Source organism: Corynebacterium sp. HMSC073B01 (genome assembly GCF_001838255.1).
Lineage (GTDB): Bacteria > Actinomycetota > Actinomycetes > Mycobacteriales > Mycobacteriaceae > Corynebacterium > Corynebacterium jeikeium_D.
In genome coordinates this window covers 41983-63558 of the sequence record NZ_KV836141.1, presented here as the reverse complement: position 1 = coordinate 63558, position 21576 = coordinate 41983, and the positions used below count along the sequence as shown (strand labels likewise).

The 21576-nt window shown below is 59.2% G+C and carries 19 protein-coding genes; 7 read left to right on the top strand and 12 right to left on the bottom strand.

Annotation, left to right across the window (positions count from 1 at the left end):
• Positions 1–561 precede the first annotated feature (561 nt).
• Entirely contained in the window at positions 562–1035 is a 474-nt protein-coding gene (locus HMPREF2849_RS02320) for a hypothetical protein (protein ID WP_246822085.1), read from the top strand.
• A gap of 55 nt (positions 1036–1090) precedes the next feature.
• On the opposite strand, the gene HMPREF2849_RS02315 is transcribed toward HMPREF2849_RS02320, so the two are convergent.
• Genes HMPREF2849_RS02315 through HMPREF2849_RS02300 form a run of 4 tightly spaced genes read right to left on the bottom strand, consistent with a single transcriptional unit; the run spans position 1091 to position 4758 of the window.
• Positions 1091–1777 carry a biliverdin-producing heme oxygenase gene (locus HMPREF2849_RS02315; protein ID WP_070439286.1) on the bottom strand — a complete coding sequence of 229 codons (687 nt, stop codon included), beginning with the start codon at positions 1775–1777 and terminating at the stop codon, positions 1091–1093.
• Entirely contained in the window at positions 1770–2594 is an 825-nt protein-coding gene (locus HMPREF2849_RS02310) for a heme ABC transporter ATP-binding protein (RefSeq protein ID WP_083310794.1), read from the bottom strand. The genes HMPREF2849_RS02315 and HMPREF2849_RS02310 overlap by 8 nt, the downstream gene beginning before the upstream one ends.
• Positions 2594–3673, bottom strand: a complete 1080-nt coding sequence (locus tag HMPREF2849_RS02305; protein ID WP_049172506.1) for a FecCD family ABC transporter permease — start codon at positions 3671–3673, stop codon at positions 2594–2596. Before HMPREF2849_RS02305 ends, HMPREF2849_RS02310 begins: the two co-directional genes overlap by 1 nt.
• Positions 3674–3684: 11 nt before the next feature.
• On the bottom strand, positions 3685–4758 hold the full coding sequence (locus HMPREF2849_RS02300) for a heme/hemin ABC transporter substrate-binding protein (RefSeq protein ID WP_016421807.1): 1074 nt from the start codon (positions 4756–4758) through the stop codon (positions 3685–3687).
• Positions 4759–4961: 203 nt separating this feature from the next.
• Between HMPREF2849_RS02300 and HMPREF2849_RS02295 the strand changes: the two genes are divergently transcribed.
• Both HMPREF2849_RS02295 and HMPREF2849_RS02290 read left to right on the top strand, forming a co-directional pair.
• Entirely contained in the window at positions 4962–5510 is a 549-nt protein-coding gene (locus HMPREF2849_RS02295) for a neocarzinostatin apoprotein domain-containing protein (protein WP_049172509.1), read from the top strand.
• Between the two features lie 44 nt (positions 5511–5554).
• On the top strand, positions 5555–6739 hold the full coding sequence (locus HMPREF2849_RS02290) for an isocitrate/isopropylmalate family dehydrogenase (RefSeq protein WP_070862551.1): 1185 nt from the start codon (positions 5555–5557) through the stop codon (positions 6737–6739).
• A 249-nt stretch (positions 6740–6988) separates the two neighbouring features.
• On the opposite strand, the gene HMPREF2849_RS02285 is transcribed toward HMPREF2849_RS02290, so the two are convergent.
• Both HMPREF2849_RS02285 and HMPREF2849_RS02280 read right to left on the bottom strand, forming a co-directional pair.
• Entirely contained in the window at positions 6989–7870 is an 882-nt protein-coding gene (locus HMPREF2849_RS02285; protein ID WP_070566502.1) for a glyoxalase/bleomycin resistance/extradiol dioxygenase family protein, read from the bottom strand.
• Positions 7871–7873: 3 nt separating this feature from the next.
• Positions 7874–8167, bottom strand: a complete 294-nt coding sequence (locus tag HMPREF2849_RS02280; protein ID WP_070862550.1) for an RNA-binding S4 domain-containing protein — start codon at positions 8165–8167, stop codon at positions 7874–7876.
• A 140-nt stretch (positions 8168–8307) separates the two neighbouring features.
• Between HMPREF2849_RS02280 and HMPREF2849_RS02275 the strand changes: the two genes are divergently transcribed.
• Both HMPREF2849_RS02275 and HMPREF2849_RS02270 read left to right on the top strand, forming a co-directional pair.
• A complete protein-coding gene (locus HMPREF2849_RS02275; RefSeq protein WP_224784065.1) occupies positions 8308–8835 on the top strand; it encodes an HPP family protein in 528 nt (175 codons plus the stop codon).
• Positions 8836–8893: 58 nt separating this feature from the next.
• The gene (locus HMPREF2849_RS02270; protein ID WP_070429134.1) at positions 8894–9589 is read left to right on the top strand and encodes a NeuD/PglB/VioB family sugar acetyltransferase; all 696 of its coding nucleotides are present in this window, start codon (positions 8894–8896) and stop codon (positions 9587–9589) included.
• 29 nt (positions 9590–9618) lie between these two features.
• Here HMPREF2849_RS02270 and HMPREF2849_RS02265 read toward each other — a convergent pair whose 3' ends face one another.
• The 6 genes from HMPREF2849_RS02265 to HMPREF2849_RS02240 are packed head-to-tail and all read right to left on the bottom strand — an operon-like array spanning position 9619 to position 17519.
• The gene (locus HMPREF2849_RS02265; protein WP_070429100.1) at positions 9619–10272 is read right to left on the bottom strand and encodes a sugar transferase; all 654 of its coding nucleotides are present in this window, start codon (positions 10270–10272) and stop codon (positions 9619–9621) included.
• Positions 10273–10282: 10 nt separating this feature from the next.
• Positions 10283–12010 carry a hypothetical protein gene (locus HMPREF2849_RS02260; RefSeq protein ID WP_070429099.1) on the bottom strand — a complete coding sequence of 576 codons (1728 nt, stop codon included), beginning with the start codon at positions 12008–12010 and terminating at the stop codon, positions 10283–10285.
• Entirely contained in the window at positions 12007–13185 is a 1179-nt protein-coding gene (locus HMPREF2849_RS02255) for a DegT/DnrJ/EryC1/StrS family aminotransferase (RefSeq protein WP_070429098.1), read from the bottom strand. Before HMPREF2849_RS02255 ends, HMPREF2849_RS02260 begins: the two co-directional genes overlap by 4 nt.
• Positions 13185–14375: a glycosyltransferase family 4 protein gene (locus HMPREF2849_RS02250; protein WP_049189805.1), complete on the bottom strand. Its 1191-nt coding sequence runs from the start codon at positions 14373–14375 to the stop codon at positions 13185–13187. Before HMPREF2849_RS02250 ends, HMPREF2849_RS02255 begins: the two co-directional genes overlap by 1 nt.
• Positions 14376–14378: 3 nt before the next feature.
• Positions 14379–15623, bottom strand: coding sequence for a lipopolysaccharide biosynthesis protein (locus HMPREF2849_RS02245; protein WP_049189806.1), 1245 nt, complete (start codon positions 15621–15623; stop codon positions 14379–14381).
• 18 nt (positions 15624–15641) lie between these two features.
• The gene (locus HMPREF2849_RS02240; RefSeq protein WP_049189807.1) at positions 15642–17519 is read right to left on the bottom strand and encodes a polysaccharide biosynthesis protein; all 1878 of its coding nucleotides are present in this window, start codon (positions 17517–17519) and stop codon (positions 15642–15644) included.
• Between the two features lie 366 nt (positions 17520–17885).
• Here HMPREF2849_RS02240 and HMPREF2849_RS02235 point away from each other — a divergent pair, with 366 nt between their 5' ends.
• Together HMPREF2849_RS02235 and HMPREF2849_RS02230 are read left to right on the top strand one after the other, a co-directional pair.
• On the top strand, positions 17886–18875 hold the full coding sequence (locus HMPREF2849_RS02235; protein WP_141737765.1) for an LCP family protein: 990 nt from the start codon (positions 17886–17888) through the stop codon (positions 18873–18875).
• A gap of 132 nt (positions 18876–19007) precedes the next feature.
• Complete coding sequence (locus HMPREF2849_RS02230) at positions 19008–21575, top strand: multicopper oxidase domain-containing protein (protein WP_070862549.1); 2568 nt, start codon at positions 19008–19010, stop codon at positions 21573–21575.
• Position 21576: the final 1 nt, after the last annotated feature.

Genomic DNA, 21576 nt, shown 5'->3' with positions numbered 1-21576 from the left:
GGCCGTGGGGTTTCACGCGCACCCCAGTTTCGCATGTGCAGCCCGGAGTCTTGGGCCGGCTCACAAGTTACTGACTAGGTTTATGACAAAAACAAGCAGAAATTAGTGCCGAAACTGACATAAACTTAGGCAGTTTCTCGATGGTCACAACCTCATTTGAAGCTCACCACCTCATTTCGGGTCTAGCTAAACCCGTCCTTGCCGCATTTTGCGGACAACATGCGTCTCCTAACATGCTTTACAGTTTTCCCAGTAATACAATAAAAGCCGTTAACCGTGTCCCCAGGGGATGGAACACCATTCGCTACGCGGGTTGGGCTCATCACAGGGGGAACACTTCCTCCTCGTGATTGGTCGTCCAGCATGTCGCATAACGAGTCCCCCAGCTCAGACCCCAACTACAATTCGAATCCTTCCACCGGTTCTTTCGGCCCCGTGTACCCGAACCAGGCACCTCAACCCCAACCACAGCCGCAGCCCCAATTCGCTGCGCAGCCGGCACCAACTTTCGCTTACGCAGCCCCGGCGTATCCGCAGCAAAGATCAGGTACTTCCGGCGCAATGATTGCGCTCATTTCAGTGCTGGTCGTGGTCCTGCTGGGCCTGGTTGGCGCGGTACTTTATGTCACCCTGAGTAAAGATGACTCGGTAACTGCGGCCGACACACAGACGGCTGCCACTACACAGGCCGCTGCCGATGCTTCGAGCCAGCCCAACCCACCGGTCACACAGACTGAGACCGTGGTTCTTCAAGATTCGAGTGGCTCATCCGGTAATTCGGGCTCGTCTCGCTCATCGGGCCTGGCTGGCGGCAACCTCTCCAGCGCATGGAAGGGCACGTCCTCAACGAGCGATCCGTTCGTTCGAAATGTACACAGCGCCTACGTCCGCTACCGCAATTCCACTGGTGCGGAATCCGGCACCATCACGGCCTACAGCCCAACGACTGGCCTGACCTACAACATGTGGTGCCGTCCTGCTGGCGGCAACATCAAGTGCACGGGCGGCCGTAACGCAGTGGTGTACATCGGCTAATGCACACCCCCACAGCCACAGTCGCAACACTCCAGTCCGCGCCCTCCGCCGCAACCTACGCCACTGCGTCGTCCAGACCACCAGCTAGGTCATGGAAGATCGCTCGGTTGAGACGAAATGCCTTCTTCGCCTCGTCGACCACGGCATCTTTATCGGCATCCGAAATGCCCAGCTCAGACAGACTCCGTCGGTAGCCGTCGCGGTAGGGCTTAATTTTTCCGATAGCGGAGAAGTCATAGAATCGGGTTCCCTCCGCACCGATGCCGTAATGCTTGGCCAGCATGGACGCAATCACCTGACCACCAGAAAGATCGCCCAGGTAGCGAACGTAATGGTGTGCCAATGCGGCGTTGGCGTTGCCGTTGCTTTCGATTTCACGAAGCTCGGCCACGTAGTTCTTTGTCGCCTCCACTGGCGAGATCTTTTCCCGCCAGTCAGGCCCCACCAAATGTTCAAGGTCGGCCGCCAGAGCCTCCAGGCGCTCCAGCTGCGCATCGTAGACCGCTCTGACCTGCGGCGACTCCGCAGTGGACCGCACTGCCTGCTCCAACGCTTCGTACACAAAGTAGAGCTGACCAGTTAGATCGATGGCCGCCTGCGCATTCAGTTCACCCGCAAGCAGCCTCGACATGAAGTCGGAGTTCTCCGCTTCACTGTGGACACCCGCAGTCTCCACTTTGAGTCGCTCTGCCAGGGGCTGAGCAGCCTGCTTGTCACCTTCTTTAATCGTGTTTTCAACCATGATTTTCTTCTTTCTCTGTGAGGTTCGGAGACTGGGGTGAGAGATTGTGGCCCGCACGCTGAGGCACCAGCACGGGGTTGCCCGCGGAGTCCTGAAGCACTTCCACACCGATGCCGTAGACTTCGCTGACGGTCTGTGCATCCAGGGTTTCCGCAGGCGGGCCTTGCTTTACGACGCGCCCCTGCGCCACCACCACAACGTGATCGGCATACGCCGCTGCGGCGGACAAATCGTGCAGGACCACGACCACGGCTTTGCCCGCCGCCGCGCGGGCGCGCATCATTCCCATGATTTTTTCGGCGTGGTGGAGGTCCAGGGCTGCGGTCGGTTCGTCGAGAAGCACGACAGGAGTGTCCTGGTAGAACACGCGCGCGCTGTGGACGCGGGCGCGCTCGCCGCCGGAGAGGGTCGGGACTTCCCGGTCAAGGAGGTGCGCGACGTCGCATTCAGTGATCACTTCCGCGAGCAGCTCCTCGTTCGGGCAGCCCCAGGGGTTGCGTCCGAAGTCGATGACTTCACGGCTGGTGAATGGCACGGACAGTTCTTGGCTCTGTACCAGGACGGCGCGGTAGCGGGCCAGGTCGGCGATGGAGAGCTCGGCAATGGAGTGCTCGCCAATCCGGACGTTGCCGCCGCTGAGCTCATGGTCGCCAGAAAGCGCTGCGAGCAGTGTCGACTTTCCAGCACCATTCGGGCCGACCAGCGCGGTGACTTTTCCGGGCTCGGCGACCACGGAAATATCGTTGAGGATGCGGTGACCACCCAGGGTGATGCTGACATTTTCGGCAGAAATACCCAGGCCAGAGTGAATTTCCATTAGTGCACCGCCCTCTTCGAACGCAGGAGCAGCCAGAAGAACAGTGGGCCACCGACAATCGAGGTGAGCATTCCCAGCGGCAGGTCCGCACCGGTGATCATGGTGCGGGCCGCGAGGTCGGCCAGCGTTGTGGCCAGCGCGCCGCCGAGGATGCATGCGGGAATCAGCGTGCGATGCGCTGGTCCCAGCAGCAGTCGTGCAGCGTGCGGCACGACCAGGCCGATGAAGACGATGATGCCGGAAAATGCCACTCCAGCCGCCACGACCAGGGACGTGCCAAAAATGATGGCGCGACGCAGCGTGACGACGTTAATACCCAGGTGGCGGGCTTGCGCTTCACCAAGACTCAGAATGTCCAGCTTGCGGTAGCTGACCCACATGGCAATCACGGCCGGAACTGTCACCAACGTAATAATGACAACCTGCGTCCAGGTGGCACTGGCAAACGAGCCCATCTGCCAGAACACAATGCGGTCGCGGGCAGCCGTGGAGGCTACGAATGTCAGGAGCGAAACCAGACCACCACAGATGGAGTTCACAGCCACACCGACCAGAATGATTCGAGCGATATCGCGGCCACCGTGCGCATTGGCGGCCACAATAGCCGTGGCTACCGCGCCACCAATAAAAGCTGAGACCGCAATGGCCCAGCTGCTGGCGAAGACACTCAACACTCCGCCGAGCACTCCGGAAAGCCCGGCGGCGGTGCCCAAAACTGTGGCGGTGGCAGCGCCGACCGCGGCGCCGGAGGAAACGCCGATGAGGCCGGGTTCGGCAAGCGGGTTGCCGAACACCGCTTGCAGCGCCACACCTGCGAGGGCGAGCCCCGCGCCAACGAGGCAGGCCAGCGCGATGCGCGGCAGTCGCACTTGCCACAGCACGGTGTCGATGGGCTCTGGCGCGTCACCGAGACCGCCATTGAACACTAGCCTCACCATTGAGCTCAGTGATTCGCCGATGGTAGCGCCGAACTGCCCCACGGAGGCCGACCAACCTATTGCCAGCACCAGCGCTAGGGCGAGTCCAATGAAAACGGCCACCTGTCTGAACGGACTAGTTTTGTTCGCGGTTGTCTGCATTGCTCAGCCAGTCACTTTCCCGCAGTCTTGTCAGCGCCATCACCAGCACCGCCACCGTAGAGAGCATCCGCAATGGCGCGAATCGCACGCGGCGACTGCGAGTCAAAGGACAGCAGCTGCGAATCGGGCACGTCCACAACGGACTCATTCTGGCCCGCCGGGGTCTGTGCGATACCCGGGATTTCCTTCAAGCCTTCAATCCCGCCGACGGACTCCAGGCCACCAGACATAACCAGGATGGTGTCTGGAGCCGCAGCGATGAGCGACTCTGGCGTAATCGGCGTGAACGCACCCTCAATACCCACGCCCTCACCGGCATCGACACCGCCGAGACGAGTGATCAGAGAACGCCCACCAGAATCCGGTCCCGCAATCATGGCCACACCGGTTCCGCGCACGTAGAGAATCATCATCTTGCGGCCATCGGCCTTGGCCTGCGCGTACTCGGTCGCAGCCGCCAGCTCCTTGTCCAGGTGCTCCTTCACCGGGCCAACTTGGTCAGCCAGGCCGACTGCGCCCGCGACTTCGTCGATAAGCGTGTTGATCGTCTCGGGAGTGCGCTCGTCCGACACATGGACGACGGTGATCCCCGCTTTTTCAAACGTGTCGAAGACACGGCTAGGGCCAATCGTGCCATCGGTAATGATGAGCTCCGGCTTTAGCTTCATCACCGACTCAGCATTGACTGCATGCCCGCCGATGGTGAGGTTCGGCAAATCCTTTACCGCCGGGAAATCGGAGGTGGAGTCGCGCCCCACCAGACGGTCTCCGAGGCCAAGCGTGTAGACCGCACGACTGAGTGCTCCCGCCCGGTCAAGCGTGAGAATACGCTGGTAGTCCTTGTCCGCCGCCGGTTTCGGGTCTTTCAGCAGCACTTCGGGGTTTTCCGAAGGCAGGTTCGCATGCGCGGCACCGTGAGCGGAAATGTTGTCGGCGCGCGGTACCGTCGTCACGCCAGCGCTTGACGACGATGCCCCCTCCCTCGCGGCATCATCGGAACCACAGGCGACTAGTCCTGCGACTAGGACAACACTCAGCAGTGTTCCGGCAAGGCTGCGAACGCGACAGGCAGGCACGGTGAACATATTCCCCCTCTGTGAGCTGACGCTGCACGGAGATAGACGACAAAAAGAATGACTAAATAACGACTAACACTAGTAACAAAGAGCTTAGAAAGGACTTTGCTCTACTCACCCAAAGAATCTTAGGCTATCTTTTAGTTCTAGGTTAGCCTACCCTTAAGTAAAGATAGTAATCTCTACAGTTTTTCGGAAGGACGTTACCTCCTATGACTACTCGTACACTCCAGCGTCGCGCGGCTTTCCTGGCTGTTCCGGCCGTCGCCGCACTTCCACTTCTCGCCGCCTGTGGCACAGATGACGCGGACGATGCCGCACAGGATGCTACCAACGCCTCGGAAACCACCAGCTCGGCTGCAGATCAAGAAACCGACGCCAGCGCCGGCGAAGTAACCATGGAGGCCGAGCCGGTCAACGACCTCTCCGAGGGCGATGTCATCTCCGTCGACCTGTCTGGTCTCGACCCCGACTACGGCTACTACGCCGCACTCTGCGCCGCCGAGAAGGCTCCAGGCAACCCCGTCCCGGACTGCACCGGTGACCGCAGTGCCGGCACCCAGTCGCAGCAGTGGATTACCAAGAAGTCCGGCGGCACCACCACCATCGCCGACGACAACACCGCACACTTCGAGCTCAGCGTTGTGCCCACCGGCGAGGCCGTGGACTGCACCCAGCAGGACTGCGTGCTGAAGCTCTTCGGTGACCACAGCGAGGGCTTCGAGGACATCACCGAGATCCCGGTTACTTTCGCAAAGTAGCCAAACCGCACACGCGCAGGCGTCGCAGTCCTAGGCTAAGAGCCATGGAAACCGACCAGCCTGCGACTGCTTTAGAAGCGGCACCGCGCCGCATCACACTCCTGCCCGGCGACGGCATCGGCCCTGAAATCACCGATGCCTGCCGAGGACTCATCGCCGATGTCTTCCCGCACTGGGAGCTGACAGAGGCACAAATTGGCTGGTCCCAGTGGTGCGCGCACGGCAATCCCGTCCCGCAGGAAACTTGGGAAACACTCGGACGCAGCGACGCCGCTCTGCTCGCGGCGATTACCTCCAAGCCCGCTCGCGAGGCTGAGGAAGAACTAGCACCGCATCTGCGCGGTACCGGCCTGACTTACCGCTCCCCTGTTCTCCAGCTGCGCCAGCGCCTCGACCTCTTCGCCAACATCCGCCCGGTCACCCTGCCCGGCGCGACTGCCGATTTCACCATCGTCCGCGAAAACACCGAGGGTCTCTACAGTCACGACTATCTCCTTCCGCCTCACGACGCCCCGGCCGACTCCCCGCACCACCACCTGTGGGCAGAGGTGGCAGAGGACTCGACGGTGGCTCGCGCCGTCGATAAGCGTGGCGACGTTGCGGTTTCTTTGCGCGTGACGACGTCCTTTGCGTGGCACCGCCTTGCGCGACAGGCGGCCAAGTTGGCTCTCGCGCGGCAGGCGGCAAACCCCGATTCGGAGGCCACGCCGACGGTGACGGTGGCGGACAAGCCGAATATCCTGCGGGACTCTGCGCGTGTGATTCGCGGGGCAGTTGAGCAGGTGGCGGAGGAGTATTCGCAGGTCGCATTCGATTTTGCCAATGCGGATGCCGTGGCAATGCAGCTGGTGACCGACCCGGCGCGCTTTGATGTCATCATCGCGGAAAACCTTATCGGCGACATCCTCAGTGACATTGGTGCAGGACTGATTGGCGGGCTGGGGCTGGCGGCGTCGGCGAATGTTGGCGACGACTTTGCGGTTTTCGAGCCCGTGCATGGTTCGGCACCGGACATTGCCGGGCGCGGCATCGCCAACCCGGCTGCGTTTTTGCTCTCTGCAGCAATGTGCGCGGAACATCTTGGGGCACCGGCCTCAGAGCTTGCGCCCGCAGCCAAGCTGCGCCAGGCCGTCTACGCCGCCACACGTACCGCGCCGACGCTGGACCTTGGCGGCACCGCGACTACCAGCCAGTTTGTGACTGCAGTGCGGGCGGAGCTGGGGTTGTAGGCATTGACTCGATTACGAAGCGTAATTAAAGTGGTTGCTATCAATCCCAGCCGTTGACCCTCCGCCGATAAGGAGAGCGCCGATGACTGGGATTACTCATAGGGGGAGGGCCAAGAAATATGAGTAGAAACAGATATAGTGCTGCGCGAGCTGTGCCTTTACGTGAGATCACTAACGAAGACGATCCTTTACACGTTAACTACACCGGGAAACGGGCCCCCGAGGACGACGACGAAGAACTCTGAGCCCCTACTGGAACTGGCTGAGGTCAATGCCTTCCAGCGGGTCGGACTCGCGGATGTCCTCCTCCGGCGGCAGCGGCACCTCGCAGAGCACAACTGCCGCACCACACGGGTCCTGCACGGTTGCCAGCGGACCGAACTCGGTGGCCTGCGGGGCGACGAGCACGGAACCGCCCAGTTCCTCAGCCTTAGCGACAGCGGTGTCGATGTTCTCCACGCCGAGGTACGCTAGCCAGCCAACGAAGCTCTTATCGGCCGCATCGGTCTGTGCGGCAACCGAGCTGGCTACCAAGCCAGCGAACGGTGCCCCGTCTTCCATCGCGACTGCGAAAGTGCCGTGCTCGTTCTTGTTGCGCACGGCGATTTCCCAGCCAAAGAAGTTGTGGTAGAAGTCCGCGACCTGCTCAAAGGTCTCCTCCGGGCCTGCAACCAGCTCGAACCACACCGGGGTGCCGGGCTCGCCCGCTGCGATGAAGGCCTGCTCACCCGGTTGTTCCAATAGTCCAATCAGGCCACCGGCGGGGTCGGAAACGACGGCCATTGTGGATCCGTCGACAAGCGGAGTCGGTTCCTGGAAGACCTCGGCGCCGAGCTCGCGCGCCTTCTCGACGGCACCAGCGGCAGAGTCGACATGGAAGTTCACACGCCACTGGTTGACGAAGGCATCCTCAGCGTCCTTATCGGCCTCCAGCAGCACTGACACCGGCATTCCGGACAGCATGGCGATGCGTCGACCAACGGAAGCTTCGCGGGCATCCTCATGAATCGGCGCGGTGTTGCGGTAAGCCCATCCGAGAACGCCGCGGTAGAAGCGCTCGGTCTTACGCGGTGCAGCGGAGAGCAAATCTACGCGCAGGGGCATGCCAAATTCGGCGGGAAATGCGGGCATGAGTTACAGGTTCCTCCACTTTTCAGGATCAAAGTCACCATCGGCGGTGGCCTCATCAAAGTAGTCATCATCGACTTCATCGGCAGTGGCCACGCGTGCCGACATACCAGCAATAGAGACGACGTCCCCTGGACGCAGCACCTTGCCACGACGAGTGTCGACCTCACCGTTCACGCTGACCTGGCCCTCAGCAATGAGTTCCTTGGCCAGACCGCCCGTTTCCACCAGGTTGGCCAACTTCAGGAATTGCCCGAGACGGATGGACTCGTCCCGGATTGCGACATCGATAGGCTCCATGCCCTTAAGTGTGTCATACCCGGCGAAAATGGTCGGAGTTTGGCTGGTTCAGAGAGGTTCAGAGCGTCTCATGAAACCTCTATTTCAATAAAAACTCTGAACCTCTGCGGAGCGAAGCAGCGCATCCTAACATGCTTTCCATGTCCTATTCACGGCCAACGAGACGGCCCCTTATCGCCAGCGAAGCACCACCTCGCCCGCCGCTGCGCCATATTGTCGCCGCCTCGGTCGCCGTGAGCCTGCCGCTGATGACCCTGGCACTCATCTCAACTTCTGTCTCTGACCTGCTATTTTTGCCTCCTATTGGCGCTGCCATGGCGCTTATCGTCGGCGCACCGAACCTGCCCCTGGCTCAGCCACGAAATGTCGTGGTCGGACACCTCATCGGCTGCACGACTGGCATCGCAATTCTGCACATGCTGGGTTCGACCATCATTGCTGCAGCGGTTGCCGCCGGCGTTGCCTTCGCGCTCATGCTTCTTGCTCGCGCGGCTCATTCCCCTGCCACCGCTACTGCTATGGTCACCGTACTGATGCCACACGGCCATGGGCTTGCCAACGACTTCCGCTTCATAGGCTTCATTTTCGCTTCGTCAATCATGATCGTGGTGCTTGGCATCCTCGCAAATCGACTGCGCGGCCTTCGGTATCCCACCTACTGGTGGTAGGTGGATTCGGGGCCAAGCGCTCCGGCTAAAAACGGCTATCAGTGGGATAATGACACTCATGCCAAAGCAGTGGATTAACAACACGACGACCGAAAAGATTGTCATCGTCGGCGCTGGCGGTTTTGGGCGCGAAGTGGCTAGCCATATCCGCGATATCAATGACTACGCCGTGGAAAACGGACTGCCACAGCAATGGGAGATTTTGGGGCTCATTGATGATGGCACCCCGGATATGACCTATTTCCACAAGCTAGGCATCGAGTACCTAGGCGATACCAATATTCTCAAGGATCTGCCTAAGGACGTGCACTACGTAGTTGCAATCGGCAACGGCGCTGCTCGACGCTCGATTGCTCACCGTGCAGATTCCACTGGACTTATTCCTGCAACTTTGGTTCATCCTGACACAACAATTGGTGCTGTGGTCAGCATCGGTCCGGGCACAGTTGTATGCCCTGGTGCGCGAATCACTTGCAACATTGAAATCGGCGCTCACTGCCAAGTTCACGTAAACGTGGAGGTCGGCCACGATGCCGTGACAAATAATTTTGTAAGTATCTTCCCGCTGGCCGCCATCTCTGGATTCGTCACTCTCGGTGCGGAATCCACCATTGGGGCTAACTCCGTTATCAATCCGGGCGTGGCCGTCGGCGAAGGTTCATACGTTGGTTCCGGTGCAGCAGTGAACAAGGATGTGCCCGAATACACGCTAGTCGCCGGGGTTCCCGCAAAGGTTAAGAAAACACTGCGATAACAAAAATGCGCTAGCTTAAGAGCCCAACGCTAGCTAGAAGTCTCCTGGCAAGTGCTCTCCTTCTCCTGCTGGCCAGTAAACTCCGTCATCGTCGCCTGGCCTTCCTCCGCAATCCCATCCCGCTTAAGCACGACCAGGATGGTGTCGAGGAGGATTTTGGCGTCGGCAAGCAATGACCAATTGTCGACGTACTGAACGTCCAGCTCAAAGCGATCCTCCCAGGAAAGGCCGTTGCGCCCTGACACCTGTGCGAGGCCAGTGATGCCCGGTCGAACTTCATGGCGACGTGCCTGGCGAGGCGTGTAGAGGTCAAGGTATTTCACAAGCAGTGGGCGCGGGCCGACGAGGCTCATGTCGCCGCGCAGGACGTTAATGAGCTCCGGGAGCTCATCCAAGCTTGTGGAGCGCAGGAGTTTTCCCACCTCGGTGAGGCGCGAGGCGTCGTCTACAAGCCCTTTTGCCGGATCGAGGTGATGCATCGTCCGGAACTTGAGCATGTTAAACAGTTCGCCGTCCTTGCCCGGACGTTCCTGACGGAACAGGACTGGCTTGCCCATAGAGGTTCGCACTGCCAAGGCCGTGGCGCCCAGCACCGGGGACAGCACAATCAGACCTGCCGCCGAGGCTGCGATGTCGATGCCACGCTTGACTGCTCGCTGCGCGCGGATGCCCAATGAATCCACTGGTTATCTCCTACTTTTCGTTGAACATTTCGTGCAAGAGCTTTTCGGCACGCGCATCGACCTCCGCGTTCGGGCGCGTCCTAACCAGCCAACCAATCGCACCTGCCGCCCCAGCCGTCGCAAACGCGGCTGCCGCAACGCGCAGTTTGGTGTTGTCATTCTTGTTGTCAGGCGCGCTTTGCTTGACGACGGTCACCGCTGGCCCCGACTCCGGAACAACCTGCTCTCCGCTATCGGCGACCATGACTGGTTCGGGCTCGGCTGCGGGTACTGGTTCTGGTTCCACTTCAGAGACTGGTTCCGGCTCCGAATCCGTCTCAGATACAGGTTCATCGGCAACTCGCTCGATAGCATTTACCGCCTGCACTGGCTCAGAAGTGAGTTCCTCTTCCTCGGTACTTTCGGTCAACCTAGTCTTGTCACTGCGGAACAAGGAAACGATTCCCACCACAAAGGCAACGAAGAATGCGATTGCGATTTCAAGACCAATTCGCGGCAGCGTCCGGAACCAGTAAATATGCAGGCCGCCCCAAATAAGGTCACCCAGACCAGCCGCGAAAGTCACTGCAGTAATAAACAATGCTGGCGCCCACCAGCGCGTCTGCAGTGCAGCATGTCCGCGAGTAACTCCCCAGTTAAACAGGGCAATGCCGAGTCCGAGTACTAATCCGCCGATGACGACACCAATGCTGCCCCACATCCAGTACCACTCACCGGTAGCGTTAGCGGCCACCGAATACCAGTCGTACTTCGGGATTGCCTTCTCTGGCTTCCAATACTTAACCAACTCGTACCCCACTGCACGAGGCAAATCCCAGCTCTCCGGCGCAATCGGCGTTAGCGGAGTCAGCAGGTTTTTTCCGCCTTGAAATTCAAAGCGTCCCTGCTCATGCAGGTCGACCAGATTTGCGAAGGTAACAAATGGATCAGTCAAAGATTCCAGACCAGTGCGGTTAGCTGAATTACCCTTATTGATGCTCTCCTGGTGAGCTTTACGCAGCGTTGCAAACACCATCAACGCACCAGGGCCCATAACAATGGCCAGAAGCTTGATCCAAAAACCCCGCACACGAATCGCGAACAACACCAAGAGCCCAAGCCCCACAGCTGCGATACGCAAGCGGCCTTGTCCACTATGAATATCTAGGACGTACACCGCCGACATGCCTAGCACTACTGGCAATGACAAAACCAGGAGAATCACCGATCGCGACCACCAGGCACCAAAGGAAACCAGCAGGATTCCCACAATTGCCGGGCTTTCAATAATGATGCCAGGCAGTAGATTAGAGGCGCGGAATTGGTACGAAAACGCGTACAGCGCAAGGCCGATGAGGATGAAAAGCCACCGGCCAGGAAGCACCTTTTTATCGAAACGAATTTCTCGACCAAAGCGCCAAGAAATCATGGTCACGAGAAAGGTCAGCAAGTAGGTGAGGCCAACGGCCGTGCGCAACGCTTCGGTTGAAACTCTTGTGTCATCCCACGCTTCGTAAGCAGGAAAAGCTGCCGTAAACAGGGTCACAAGCGCAAATACGCCCAACGGTGTGATTGTCCGACCGCCGTTGCCCAAGAAAGTACGCAGGCAGAAAAAAGCCAACAAAATGGTACCGATCTGCGCCCCCTGCAGCGGATCCGTCCACGATGTCACTACGACGACTGAGAATAGCCACAGAACCGCCTCGATAGCTGTCAGTTGCGATATCCGGGCTATTCCCGTGTCGATAGCTTTGGTCATCCCAGCACTTCCTTCAGAACACCAATCACCCGCGCGACGTCGTCATCGTCCAGCGCCGGACCACTAGGAAGAGTAATGCCGCGGGAGAAAAGATTCTCAGCGGTACCGTTGATGGTCGCTCGCGCGCCCTCATACACCGGCTGCAGGTGCATCGGCTTCCACAGGTGACGAGCCTCGATGTTGGACTCATCCAGCGCCGCAATCACGCTGTCCGGGCTCAGCACGCCCTTATCGACGGCATCCTGTGGCAGCACAATCGAGGTCAGCCAGCAGTTCTCGGTGAACCGCTCGTCGGAGTCAGAGAGCAAGCGGGTACCTTTACCAGGGGCATCGTCGTCAAGCGAGGCGAGCAAATCTAGGTACGCGTCGCGAATCTGGCGACGGCGAGCAATCATGTCGTCCAGACGCGAATGCTGCGCCCGCCCCAGCGCGGCAAGCAGATTGGAAAGACGGTAGTTGTAGCCGATTTCGGTGTGTTCGTACCAAGCGACGGGCTGACGCGCCTGCGTGGACAGGTAGCGCGCGCGGGCGATGAGATCAGCATCGTTGGACAGCAGCATGCCACCGCCGGAGGTGGTCATGATTTTGTTGCCGTTGAAAGACAGCGCGGCGGCACGGCCAAAGCTGCCGGCCGGCTGATCATCGACGCTGGCACCGAGCGCCTCGGCGGCGTCCTCGATGAGCGCGATGCCGAGTTCTTCCAGGCGTGGCGCGAAGGCCGGGTAGTCGGCGCAGCGGCCGAAGAGGTCCACAATCATCACGGCGGGAACGCTCTTGCCCTCGGCAAGCAGTTCATCGACGGTGCGGAGCAGCAGCTCAGGGTCGATGTTGCCGTCCTCTGCGGCATCGACAAACACCGGCGTAGCGCCGACGTAAGCGATGGCGTTGGTCGTGGCCGCGAAGGTCATGGTGGAAACCGGGATGTAGTCACCTTCACCAATCCCCAGCGCGAGCAGCGCCAAGTGCAGGCCAGCAGTTCCAGACGACAGCGCGAGCGCGTGCTCAACACCGCAGCGCTTGGCAATCTCCGCTTCAAACGCGTCTACCTCGGGACCCAACGGAGCCACCCAACCAGAGTGGAGTGCACGAACGACGGCCTGTTCTTCTGCTTCGGTGACTGTCGCGAGCGAAAGAAAGATCCGCTCATTGGGCTTGTTAGTGTCGGCGTTAGTCATTACTTCTGAACCTTTCGAACGCGGTTGAGTACCTCGATGAGCTGGTTGTACAGGCTGTCACGAGCAAAACGCTTCTCACCCAGTTCGCGGTTTCGCTGTCCCGCTGCGCGCATCTCATCGCGGTCGGAGATGATCTCAGCGAATCGCTTGGCCGCAGTCGGAATATCGCGCGAGAGACGCCAGCCGGCATCGTGCTCGGTTGCGGCTTCCTCCAGCCAGCCACCGTGGTTGAATACCACCGGACGCGATGCGGCCATGGCATCGAAGACCTTGTTCAGGGAGTTGCCTTCCAGGCAGGGGTCATCACGCAGCGGTGATAGCGCGATATCGGCGGCAGACACGTACTTGGCGACATCTTCCTTCGGCTGACGGCCGAGGAACATCGCATCGGCATCGAGGCCAGCGTTCTCGGCGCGCTGGTACAACGCATCCGAGTCGCTTCCCTGCCCCAGCAGGACAAAGCGCACATTCTCCACGCCATCACGACGCAGCTGCGCCGCCAAATCCACAAGCCACTCCAGCTGGTAGGACATGCCAAAACCACCGGCGTAGACCGCCACCACGTCATCGCCCCAGCCCTGCTCCTTGCGGAAAGCTGCACGCTGCTCGGCCGGGACATCAAAACGCTCAAAGTCCGACGCATTCGGAATGACGGTCACGCGCTTCTTCGGAGCGACCTCTTTGACGCCATCGGCCATCGACGGCGACAGCGCCACGACCTCGCTCGATGCCGCATAAAATGCCTTCTCCAGTTGCTTGGCCAGGAAAATCGCCACCGGATTATTGAGGTAGCCCAACTTGATTGGCACCTCTGGCCACAGGTCACGAATCTCCGCCACCAACGACGCACGCTGGGTAAACTTCGCCACAATTCCCGGAACCGCCACAGTCAGCGGAGTCGAGGACGCGTAAATCACGTCGGCAGGCACACGGGCAGCAACCGCGGAGGCGCGCACCAGGAAGTTGAAGAAACTGACGATGCGCTCGCGCTTCGACATTTCATTGCGGTACGGAATCGCTAAACGACGCACGTGGATGCCATCGACCGTTTTATCCATGGCCTCATCGCGACCACAGATCATTGTCACCTCGTGGCCTGCAGCGGCCATTCGGCGGGCAAACTCGTAGGGTCGGGAACCACCCGGCTCACCGGGGAGAACAAAGTGCTGGTGGATATAAGTGATTCGCATTGTTTAGCTTTCCTCGATTACGTCGACGGGAAGTTCTTCGTTGGTGGTTGATGGATTTTTCGGGCCTCTGCTCGGCTGCATCAACGCCACTGCGGCAACAACGGCTGCTGCAAAGTAGACAACTGCGCTGGTCCACGCGAGACCGAGGGCGTCTCCGAGAAGAATGCCAATCGGGTAACAAATGACAGCGATAACGGCGGAAATGAGCTCCACTCGGCCAATTCGACGGGGATTGTCGCTGCCGAGAATTTCACCGCACAGGTGTCGGTAGCAGCCGAGCACCACGGCCGCGATAGTCAGTGGCAGCACCAACTCCCGAGCAGGCTCAAACTCATGGCCGAATACCGGCACGATGAGGAAGTAGAGTGCCATACCACCGAGCGCACCAAGCGCGCCGTACGCTGCAGTGACTATGCCAAGGTGTCGGAGCACACGAGACGGGGTGAGTTCGCGACCCCTCTGGTCGCTGGTGCGCTGATCGGCGACTGACTGCGCGACCCAGTACAGCGGCTCTGTCGCCGTCGCCACGACCACGAAAAGGCCTAACGACGCCGGCGAGGCCAGCGCCGGCAGTAAAACGCGCCCCAAGCGTGTGGTCGTCAGCGGTCCGAGACCCGATGCGATGAACGGGGCATTTGTACGAGCCGTCTCTACCACTCCGCCGACACGGGAATCGGTATGCTCGCGTGACTTCGCCAGCGACCAGATTGCCAGGGGCAGCGCCGGGAAGATGTAGGCCGCAGCCCACCAGCGCCAGTCCTCGACTCCAGCGAAATACAGCGCAGTGCTAATCAGCAGCACTGAGCCCTGGAAACAGACGAATACTGCGACGAAGAAAGACACTCGATGGCGGCTGATAGCCATCGCACGAACCATGGAAAATGACACGGTAACCAAGGCGACAATGCCGGCCATTGCCGTCCACGGTCCGTAGACGACACCTGCGATGGCACAGGCAATCAGAGCGACCACAGTCATGGCGAAACCACTCGGAATGAGACCGTGGTCGTAATCATCGCGGCGCAGCAAAAGCCGATCGGCCCCAAAGCCGACGAAGGGCGCCACAATATAGGCGAACTGCAAAACGGTAGCGACCTCGCCTCGACCGGCGGGCCCCAGCACTCGCGCGGAAAGAATACTGACCACAAAGGCGACGACTGCGGCGAGCGCTGAAGCTGCCGAAATCGTCGCAACTGTTCGAACTCTTTGCGCCAGCTGCCCGGAGTTAGAGGAGCTGGTGGTTGTCACGGTGGGGAGTCATCCTAACTATTTTGCTTTCGAGCTAGCGGTTGCAAGTGATTGTGCATCAGCGGGATACGCCGCAATACTGCTTTGCGCCCCACCGAGCTCTGCAAGCCAACGACGTGAAGCATCGTGATTATGTGTGCACTGGAGAATCCGCGAATTCAGCCGTTCCGGCTCAACACGTACCTCAGTGATCAGCGGATGACGATCACCAATCTTGGGAACCTCGCGGTCATCAACCAAGTCCTCGGAGATCTTCTCACCTTCACGAAGACCCGTGTAGACAATCTCTACGTCTGCGTCATGGAGCCTGATAAGGTTCTCCGCCAGCTCAGCAATCTTGACCGGCTTACCCATCTCCAGCACCAGAGTCTCACCGGACTCTGCAATAACGGTAGCCTGCAGCACCAGCTGCGATGCCTCCGGAATGGTCATGAAGTAGCGCTGAACGTCAGGGTGCGTCACCGTAACCGGGCCGCCCTCTTCAATCTGACGCTGGAAAGTCGTAATGACCGAGCCACGCGAGCCAAACACGTTACCGAATCGGACAGATGCCCAGACACCTTCGTGAGTTTGCCCCATGTGCGCAGTCAGACGTTCTGCGGCGCGCTTGGATTCACCCAGAATCGAGGCTGGGTTCGCAGCCTTGTCCGTGGAAATATTAATAACGGTTGAAACATTGGCCGCAGCGGCTGCATCCAGGACGTTCTGGGTTCCGATGACATTGGTTTGCACTGCTTCTGCAGGGTAGCTCTCCAGCAGCGGCAGGTGCTTGAGAGCTGCAGCATGGTAGACAACATCGGGCTTGCGCTCGGTGAAGATCTGCGTCAGCATTTCCGCGTCACGGATATCAGCCAAGACGGTATCGGAGCCGTCGAGAAGCGCCGAACCCGTCAGCGACAGCTGAGTGGCATGCAAGCCGCCCTCATCGCGATCCAGCATGATAAGTTCTGCCGGCTCAAAGCGGTGAACCTGTCGGCAGATCTCGGAACCGATAGAACCGCCAGCGCCTGTGACCAGCACCTTCTTACCGCGGATTATCGAAGCGACCTTGGATTCATCCAGGTGTAGGGGCTGACGGCCAATGAGGTCGGCGATGTTAATTTCGCGCACCTGCGAGGTAGCGACAGCGCCACGGTGGCGCGAGTACTCCTCCACCGGCGGCAGAATGAGCAGGCGCAGGGACGATTCCTCACAAATGTGGTTGAGGACGTTGATGCACTCAGTGGACAGTGGCTCATCAGTCGCAATAATGACCGACTCCGCCGAAGTGCGCGATGCGACTTCGCCCAGCTGATCAATGCCACGAATCACGCGGAGACCATGGATACGAGAAATATGGTTCTCGCCGCTTTCTTCGGGATCGACGATTCCAACCAAGTGGAAGCGGTTCTCACGGGAAATACCGGAATCCGTAAGGCTGTTAATAAAAAACTTGGCTCGACGGCCTGCACCGAGAACAATCAAGCGATCATCCGTCTGACGGGAACCAAAGTTGTTGGTGATCCAGCGAGCGAGAGTTCGGGTATAGATACTTGCCAAAGTTGCGACACACCCACCGGCGAACGGAACGTACCACGCAATTTCCGGGACGGTCTTCAGAATTTGAGCCAAACCAGTGGCTGCGGTAGCGCCACCCATGCTGATGGTCAGCAGAACAATATCTTCAGTTCGACTGCCGGGCCATACGCGTTGCGGGTTAGTGTACTCCCCGAGCAGCAGGCCTAGCAGGACAATGACGACTACGGCGACGGCGACAACCAAAAAATTAGTGCCTGATATCTCAGAGAAAGATACCAATTCCCCGCGGACGATTCCGTTAGCGGCGGACAGCGCAACCAGCCAAGCGAGTACATCAAATACACACCAGGCGAGCTGCTTCCAGTCTCGGATAAACATTCTTATGCCTTTTACTGCTGGTTAAATTTCCTAACGCACAATGCGTTCCACAGGCTTGGCATACTATGCGATATAAACTACATTTACAGCTCCTACCCCAAAGGGCTACCCCATCGTTCGGGTAGCCAAAAAGCCACCCTTTCCACCCATCATTCTCCCTGGTAAAACAATGTTTCACCAACTATTTACCGAAGCTTCAATCTGTTTACATTCATATAACTAGCTGTACAAACTAACTTCTAACGTAACCACTTCCTGACGATTGCAATTAATGCAAAATCACCTCTTTATTGAGATGCTTATTCAAGGAAGTATTTGCGTGAATACTCAAACAATCGTTTTTGACAAAAGGGTTACACTTCCCCCGTGAGCACATCATCAACGCGTCGGGCACGCGCTTTCATCATCCGAAAGCCCTTCCTTGCTGCACTGATTACTGCCGTTTCAGTTCTAACGGTGATGGCGCTGTTGCTTGCTACCCTGATGCTGATTCAAAACCGGATGAGTCAGACACAGAACGTCGCCGACACATCGGCCACGCACCAAGAGACACTGCTCATCCTTGGTGTCGATAGTCAAGACTCATCCATGGTGGGACACCGCTCAGATGTCATCATGCTCATGCGTATGCGTCACGATCCGGAGTGGATTGACATTGTCTCTGTGCCGCGAGATTCCCTGGTAGATTTACCCGACTGCGCTGGTTCTCACGCCACCGAGCACTCCGGCAAAAAGGACAAACTGAACTCCGCATTCGCCTACGGATCCGTCGCCGATGTCGATGACCGCGGATCAGCCCAAGCGGGCATGGACTGCGCAGCCATGGCGATTACTGAAGAAGCTGGGATTCCCATCGATGACACCATCGCCACCACTTTCAACGGTGTCACCGGCATCATCGATAGCCTCGGCGGCGCAGACCTCCCCGTCGATGACGGCGGTCGCATCGTCCGCGAAGGCAAAGGTGAGCAGCACTTTTCCGGCCAAGGTGTGGTCACACAGCTTCGCGCTCGCAAGACCGAAACGGGTGGCAGTGACCTCTCGCGCATCAACCACCAGCAGGAAATTCTGGGAGCGCTACTGGATTACTACCGCAGCGAAGGAATCATTGACAGCAGCGGCTCCGTGAACTCCATGAAGGAGTTCACTGCCCTCCTCACCGCCCTAACTAATGGAACGGCCACTACTGTCAGTCTGAATGATGTCCGCAGCCTGATGCAGCGCGCCGCGTCCACACCGGTGTCCACCGCGACACTACCGACAGGCCCTGCCGACGATGGTGTCAATGCGGTCTGGACACAGCAGACCACACAGTTCTGGCAGGCCTACAAAAACGGCGAAGACCTGCCCAAATAAAAGCACTCTTACATGCACCCCTATTAAATACGCAACTAGTATGCGTATTATTGATATATGTCGTCGCCCGCCACACCAGAACCCCAAGCCCCCACAACCAAACCACCTTCTAAACCTGGCAAGAGTCACCGCATGTCCTGGCATCGCAAGGCCAGTATGCCGGTGCGCTGGTGGTTCGCTGCCATCATTGTGGCCGCATTAGTCCACCCATTTGTCTCCGATGGGCGCTGGCTGTTGGTGCACCTCTTTACCCTCGGCGCCGTCACCAACTCCATCCTCATTTGGGGCCGCCACTTCACCGAGAAACTACTGAAAATCGATGTGCCCGATGGCAATCGGCACATTCAGTTAGCAAACATTTACCTGCTCAACGTAGGTATTGGCACAACAGTCATCGGAAAGCTGGGTGATTGGTGGCCAGTGACCACCGCCGGCGCAGCGGTCGTCGGCGTCGCCGTCGCATGGCATGCGATTTCCCTCGGACGCGACCTGGTAGCGAAGCGCAATCGACCATTCGCCATCTCCGTTGCGTACTACGTCGCGTCGGCATGCCTACTGCCGATCGGCGCCACGCTCGGCGCCATCCTCGCATCTCCGAAGGGCGAAGCGCTTCACGACGACCTCCTACTGGCACATGAAGCCATCAACCTCATTGGCTTCCTCGGGCTCGCGGCCTGCGGCACGCTCATCACCATGTTCCCAGCGCTGTGGCGAACCCAGATGTCGCCGCATTCCCGCCCGAAGCTGGCACTAGCAGTACAGCTCATAGGTATCGCGACTACCACAATCGGTGCACTGACCAGCTTCAACTGGTTCGCCTCCGTCGGCCTTGGCATCATCACTATCGGCTGGGTCATAGCCGCCATCCCGTGGGCACACAACGTCATGACTGTCGCTAAAGACCCGCGCGACCGCCTCAGCTACCCGGCGTTGTCTGCTGCAGCTGCAGTCGTCTGGCTAATCGGCACACTCGCAGTCGCCACAGTCAAGGCGCTTGACGACGGCTTCGTAATCTCATCCCTCACGCTGCCGCTGGTAATCGGTTTCGGCGCCCAGTTGCTTATCGGCATGATGAGCCAACTCTTGCCCGCCACCATCGGCGGAGGTGCTGGCCCAGTCTCTGCCGGTATGAAGGAACTTGACCGCGCGGGCGCATTTCGCTGGTCGACCATCAATATTGGTCTGGCACTGTGGCTGATGCCGCTGCCTTCCTGGACCAAAGTGGCGGTCTCCGCAATGGTCTCCCTTGCCTTGGTGTCTTATCTGCCACTTGTCGGCCGTGCCGCGAAGGCTCAGATTGGTGCGTTAAGAGAGAGTCAGAAGGCACGGGCCAACAAGGAAGCAACGCGGAACCCGGTCGAACTGCACGCAACTGCACGTCGACTCGGTGCTCAAACTACCGCTGCTCTGGCTGTATTGGGCCTGGTAGTAACCGTCGGCGTTGCGCTGAGCGGTGGCGGTGGCGGTACGGGAAGCATTGAAACCACCAGCGATGTTGCGCCCACCAGAGAAACCGTCGAGGTGACGGTTACTGCCAACGATATGACCTATACCCCGAACGTTATAGAGGCGAACCCCGGCGACCGACTGGTCATCACCATGGTCAACGCTGATTCCCAGGTCCACGATCTGCGCTTGGCCACCGGCGAGGACACCGGACGTGTCGCCCCTGGCAACTCCGCCACCATTGAAGTGCCGGTTGTTCCCGGTGACATTGACGGCTGGTGCACCATTGCTGGTCACCGCCAGATGGGCATGACGCTCACGGTCAATGCAGGTGGCTCGAATCATTCACACCGCACCGGGAACAGCGGCCACTCCGACCACGCAACGCCAGGCGCACTCGGGAATGTCGGCGAACAGCCCGGTCCGGACTCCCCCACCATCAATCCAATGTTGACGCCCGCCGAGGACACCACAGTCCACCACGTCACCCTGCGAGCCAGCGAGTTCACCGGCTACGCTGCCCCTGGCGTCGAGCAGCAGCATTGGGTATTCAACGGCAAACCGCTGGGGCCAACTCTGCGCGGCAAGGTGGGCGACGAGTTCGTCGTCACGCTCATTAACGATGGCACGATGAGTCACTCCATCGACTTCCACGCGGGCATCGTTGCACCGGATGAGCCTATGCGCGACATTGCCCCTGGTGAACAGCTTGAGTACCGCTTCCGTGCCGACCGCGCGGGCATCTGGATGTACCACTGCGCAACCATGCCCATGTCCATGCACATCGCTGCCGGTATGCACGGTGCCGTCATCATCGACCCACCGAATCTCACTGATGTTGACCACGAGGTTCTTCTGGTGCAGTCGGAAAGCTACTGGGGCGAGGACGGCCCCGACGCCGACAAGACCATGGCCGAGGACCCCGATATCTACAAGTTCAACGGCTACCCCGACCAGTATCTCACCCACCCAATTCGCATTCGCGCAGGTGAGACGGTACGTTTCTGGGTACTTGCCGCCGGCCCCAACAAGGGCACGAGCTTCCATATCGTCGGCACGCAGTTCCATCGCGTGTACAAGGAGGGCGCGCTTTTGCTTGACGACGGCGTGGGCGGTGCCCAAGCCCTTGACCTCGGTGCCGCGCAGGGTGGTTATGTTGAGGCCGAATTCCCGGAGCCAGGCACGTACCGCTTTGTCGACCACCAGATGGTGCATGCCGAAATGGGGGCACGCGGCAACATAGTGGTGAACTAAA

What these genes read in the sequence shown, in the direction of transcription:
- HMPREF2849_RS02320 (WP_246822085.1), top strand. Translation starts at nt 562, where the DNA reads ATGATTGCGCTCATTTCAGTGCTGGTCGTGGTCCTGCTGGGCCTGGTT.
- HMPREF2849_RS02305 (WP_049172506.1), bottom strand. Translation starts at nt 3,673, where the DNA reads ATGCAGACAACCGCGAACAAAACTAGTCCGTTCAGACAGGTGGCCGTT.
- HMPREF2849_RS02240 (WP_049189807.1), bottom strand. Translation starts at nt 17,519, where the DNA reads ATGTTTATCCGAGACTGGAAGCAGCTCGCCTGGTGTGTATTTGATGTA.
- HMPREF2849_RS02260 (WP_070429099.1), bottom strand. Translation starts at nt 12,010, where the DNA reads ATGACCAAAGCTATCGACACGGGAATAGCCCGGATATCGCAACTGACA.
- HMPREF2849_RS02290 (WP_070862551.1), top strand. Translation starts at nt 5,555, where the DNA reads ATGGAAACCGACCAGCCTGCGACTGCTTTAGAAGCGGCACCGCGCCGC.
- HMPREF2849_RS02280 (WP_070862550.1), bottom strand. Translation starts at nt 8,167, where the DNA reads ATGGAGCCTATCGATGTCGCAATCCGGGACGAGTCCATCCGTCTCGGG.
- HMPREF2849_RS02255 (WP_070429098.1), bottom strand. Translation starts at nt 13,185, where the DNA reads ATGACTAACGCCGACACTAACAAGCCCAATGAGCGGATCTTTCTTTCG.
- HMPREF2849_RS02250 (WP_049189805.1), bottom strand. Translation starts at nt 14,375, where the DNA reads ATGCGAATCACTTATATCCACCAGCACTTTGTTCTCCCCGGTGAGCCG.
- HMPREF2849_RS02300 (WP_016421807.1), bottom strand. Translation starts at nt 4,758, where the DNA reads ATGTTCACCGTGCCTGCCTGTCGCGTTCGCAGCCTTGCCGGAACACTG.
- HMPREF2849_RS02285 (WP_070566502.1), bottom strand. Translation starts at nt 7,870, where the DNA reads ATGCCCGCATTTCCCGCCGAATTTGGCATGCCCCTGCGCGTAGATTTG.
- HMPREF2849_RS02275 (WP_224784065.1), top strand. Translation starts at nt 8,308, where the DNA reads ATGTCCTATTCACGGCCAACGAGACGGCCCCTTATCGCCAGCGAAGCA.
- HMPREF2849_RS02270 (WP_070429134.1), top strand. Translation starts at nt 8,894, where the DNA reads ATGCCAAAGCAGTGGATTAACAACACGACGACCGAAAAGATTGTCATC.
- HMPREF2849_RS02295 (WP_049172509.1), top strand. Translation starts at nt 4,962, where the DNA reads ATGACTACTCGTACACTCCAGCGTCGCGCGGCTTTCCTGGCTGTTCCG.
- HMPREF2849_RS02310 (WP_083310794.1), bottom strand. Translation starts at nt 2,594, where the DNA reads ATGGAAATTCACTCTGGCCTGGGTATTTCTGCCGAAAATGTCAGCATC.
- HMPREF2849_RS02315 (WP_070439286.1), bottom strand. Translation starts at nt 1,777, where the DNA reads ATGGTTGAAAACACGATTAAAGAAGGTGACAAGCAGGCTGCTCAGCCC.
- HMPREF2849_RS02230 (WP_070862549.1), top strand. Translation starts at nt 19,008, where the DNA reads ATGTCCTGGCATCGCAAGGCCAGTATGCCGGTGCGCTGGTGGTTCGCT.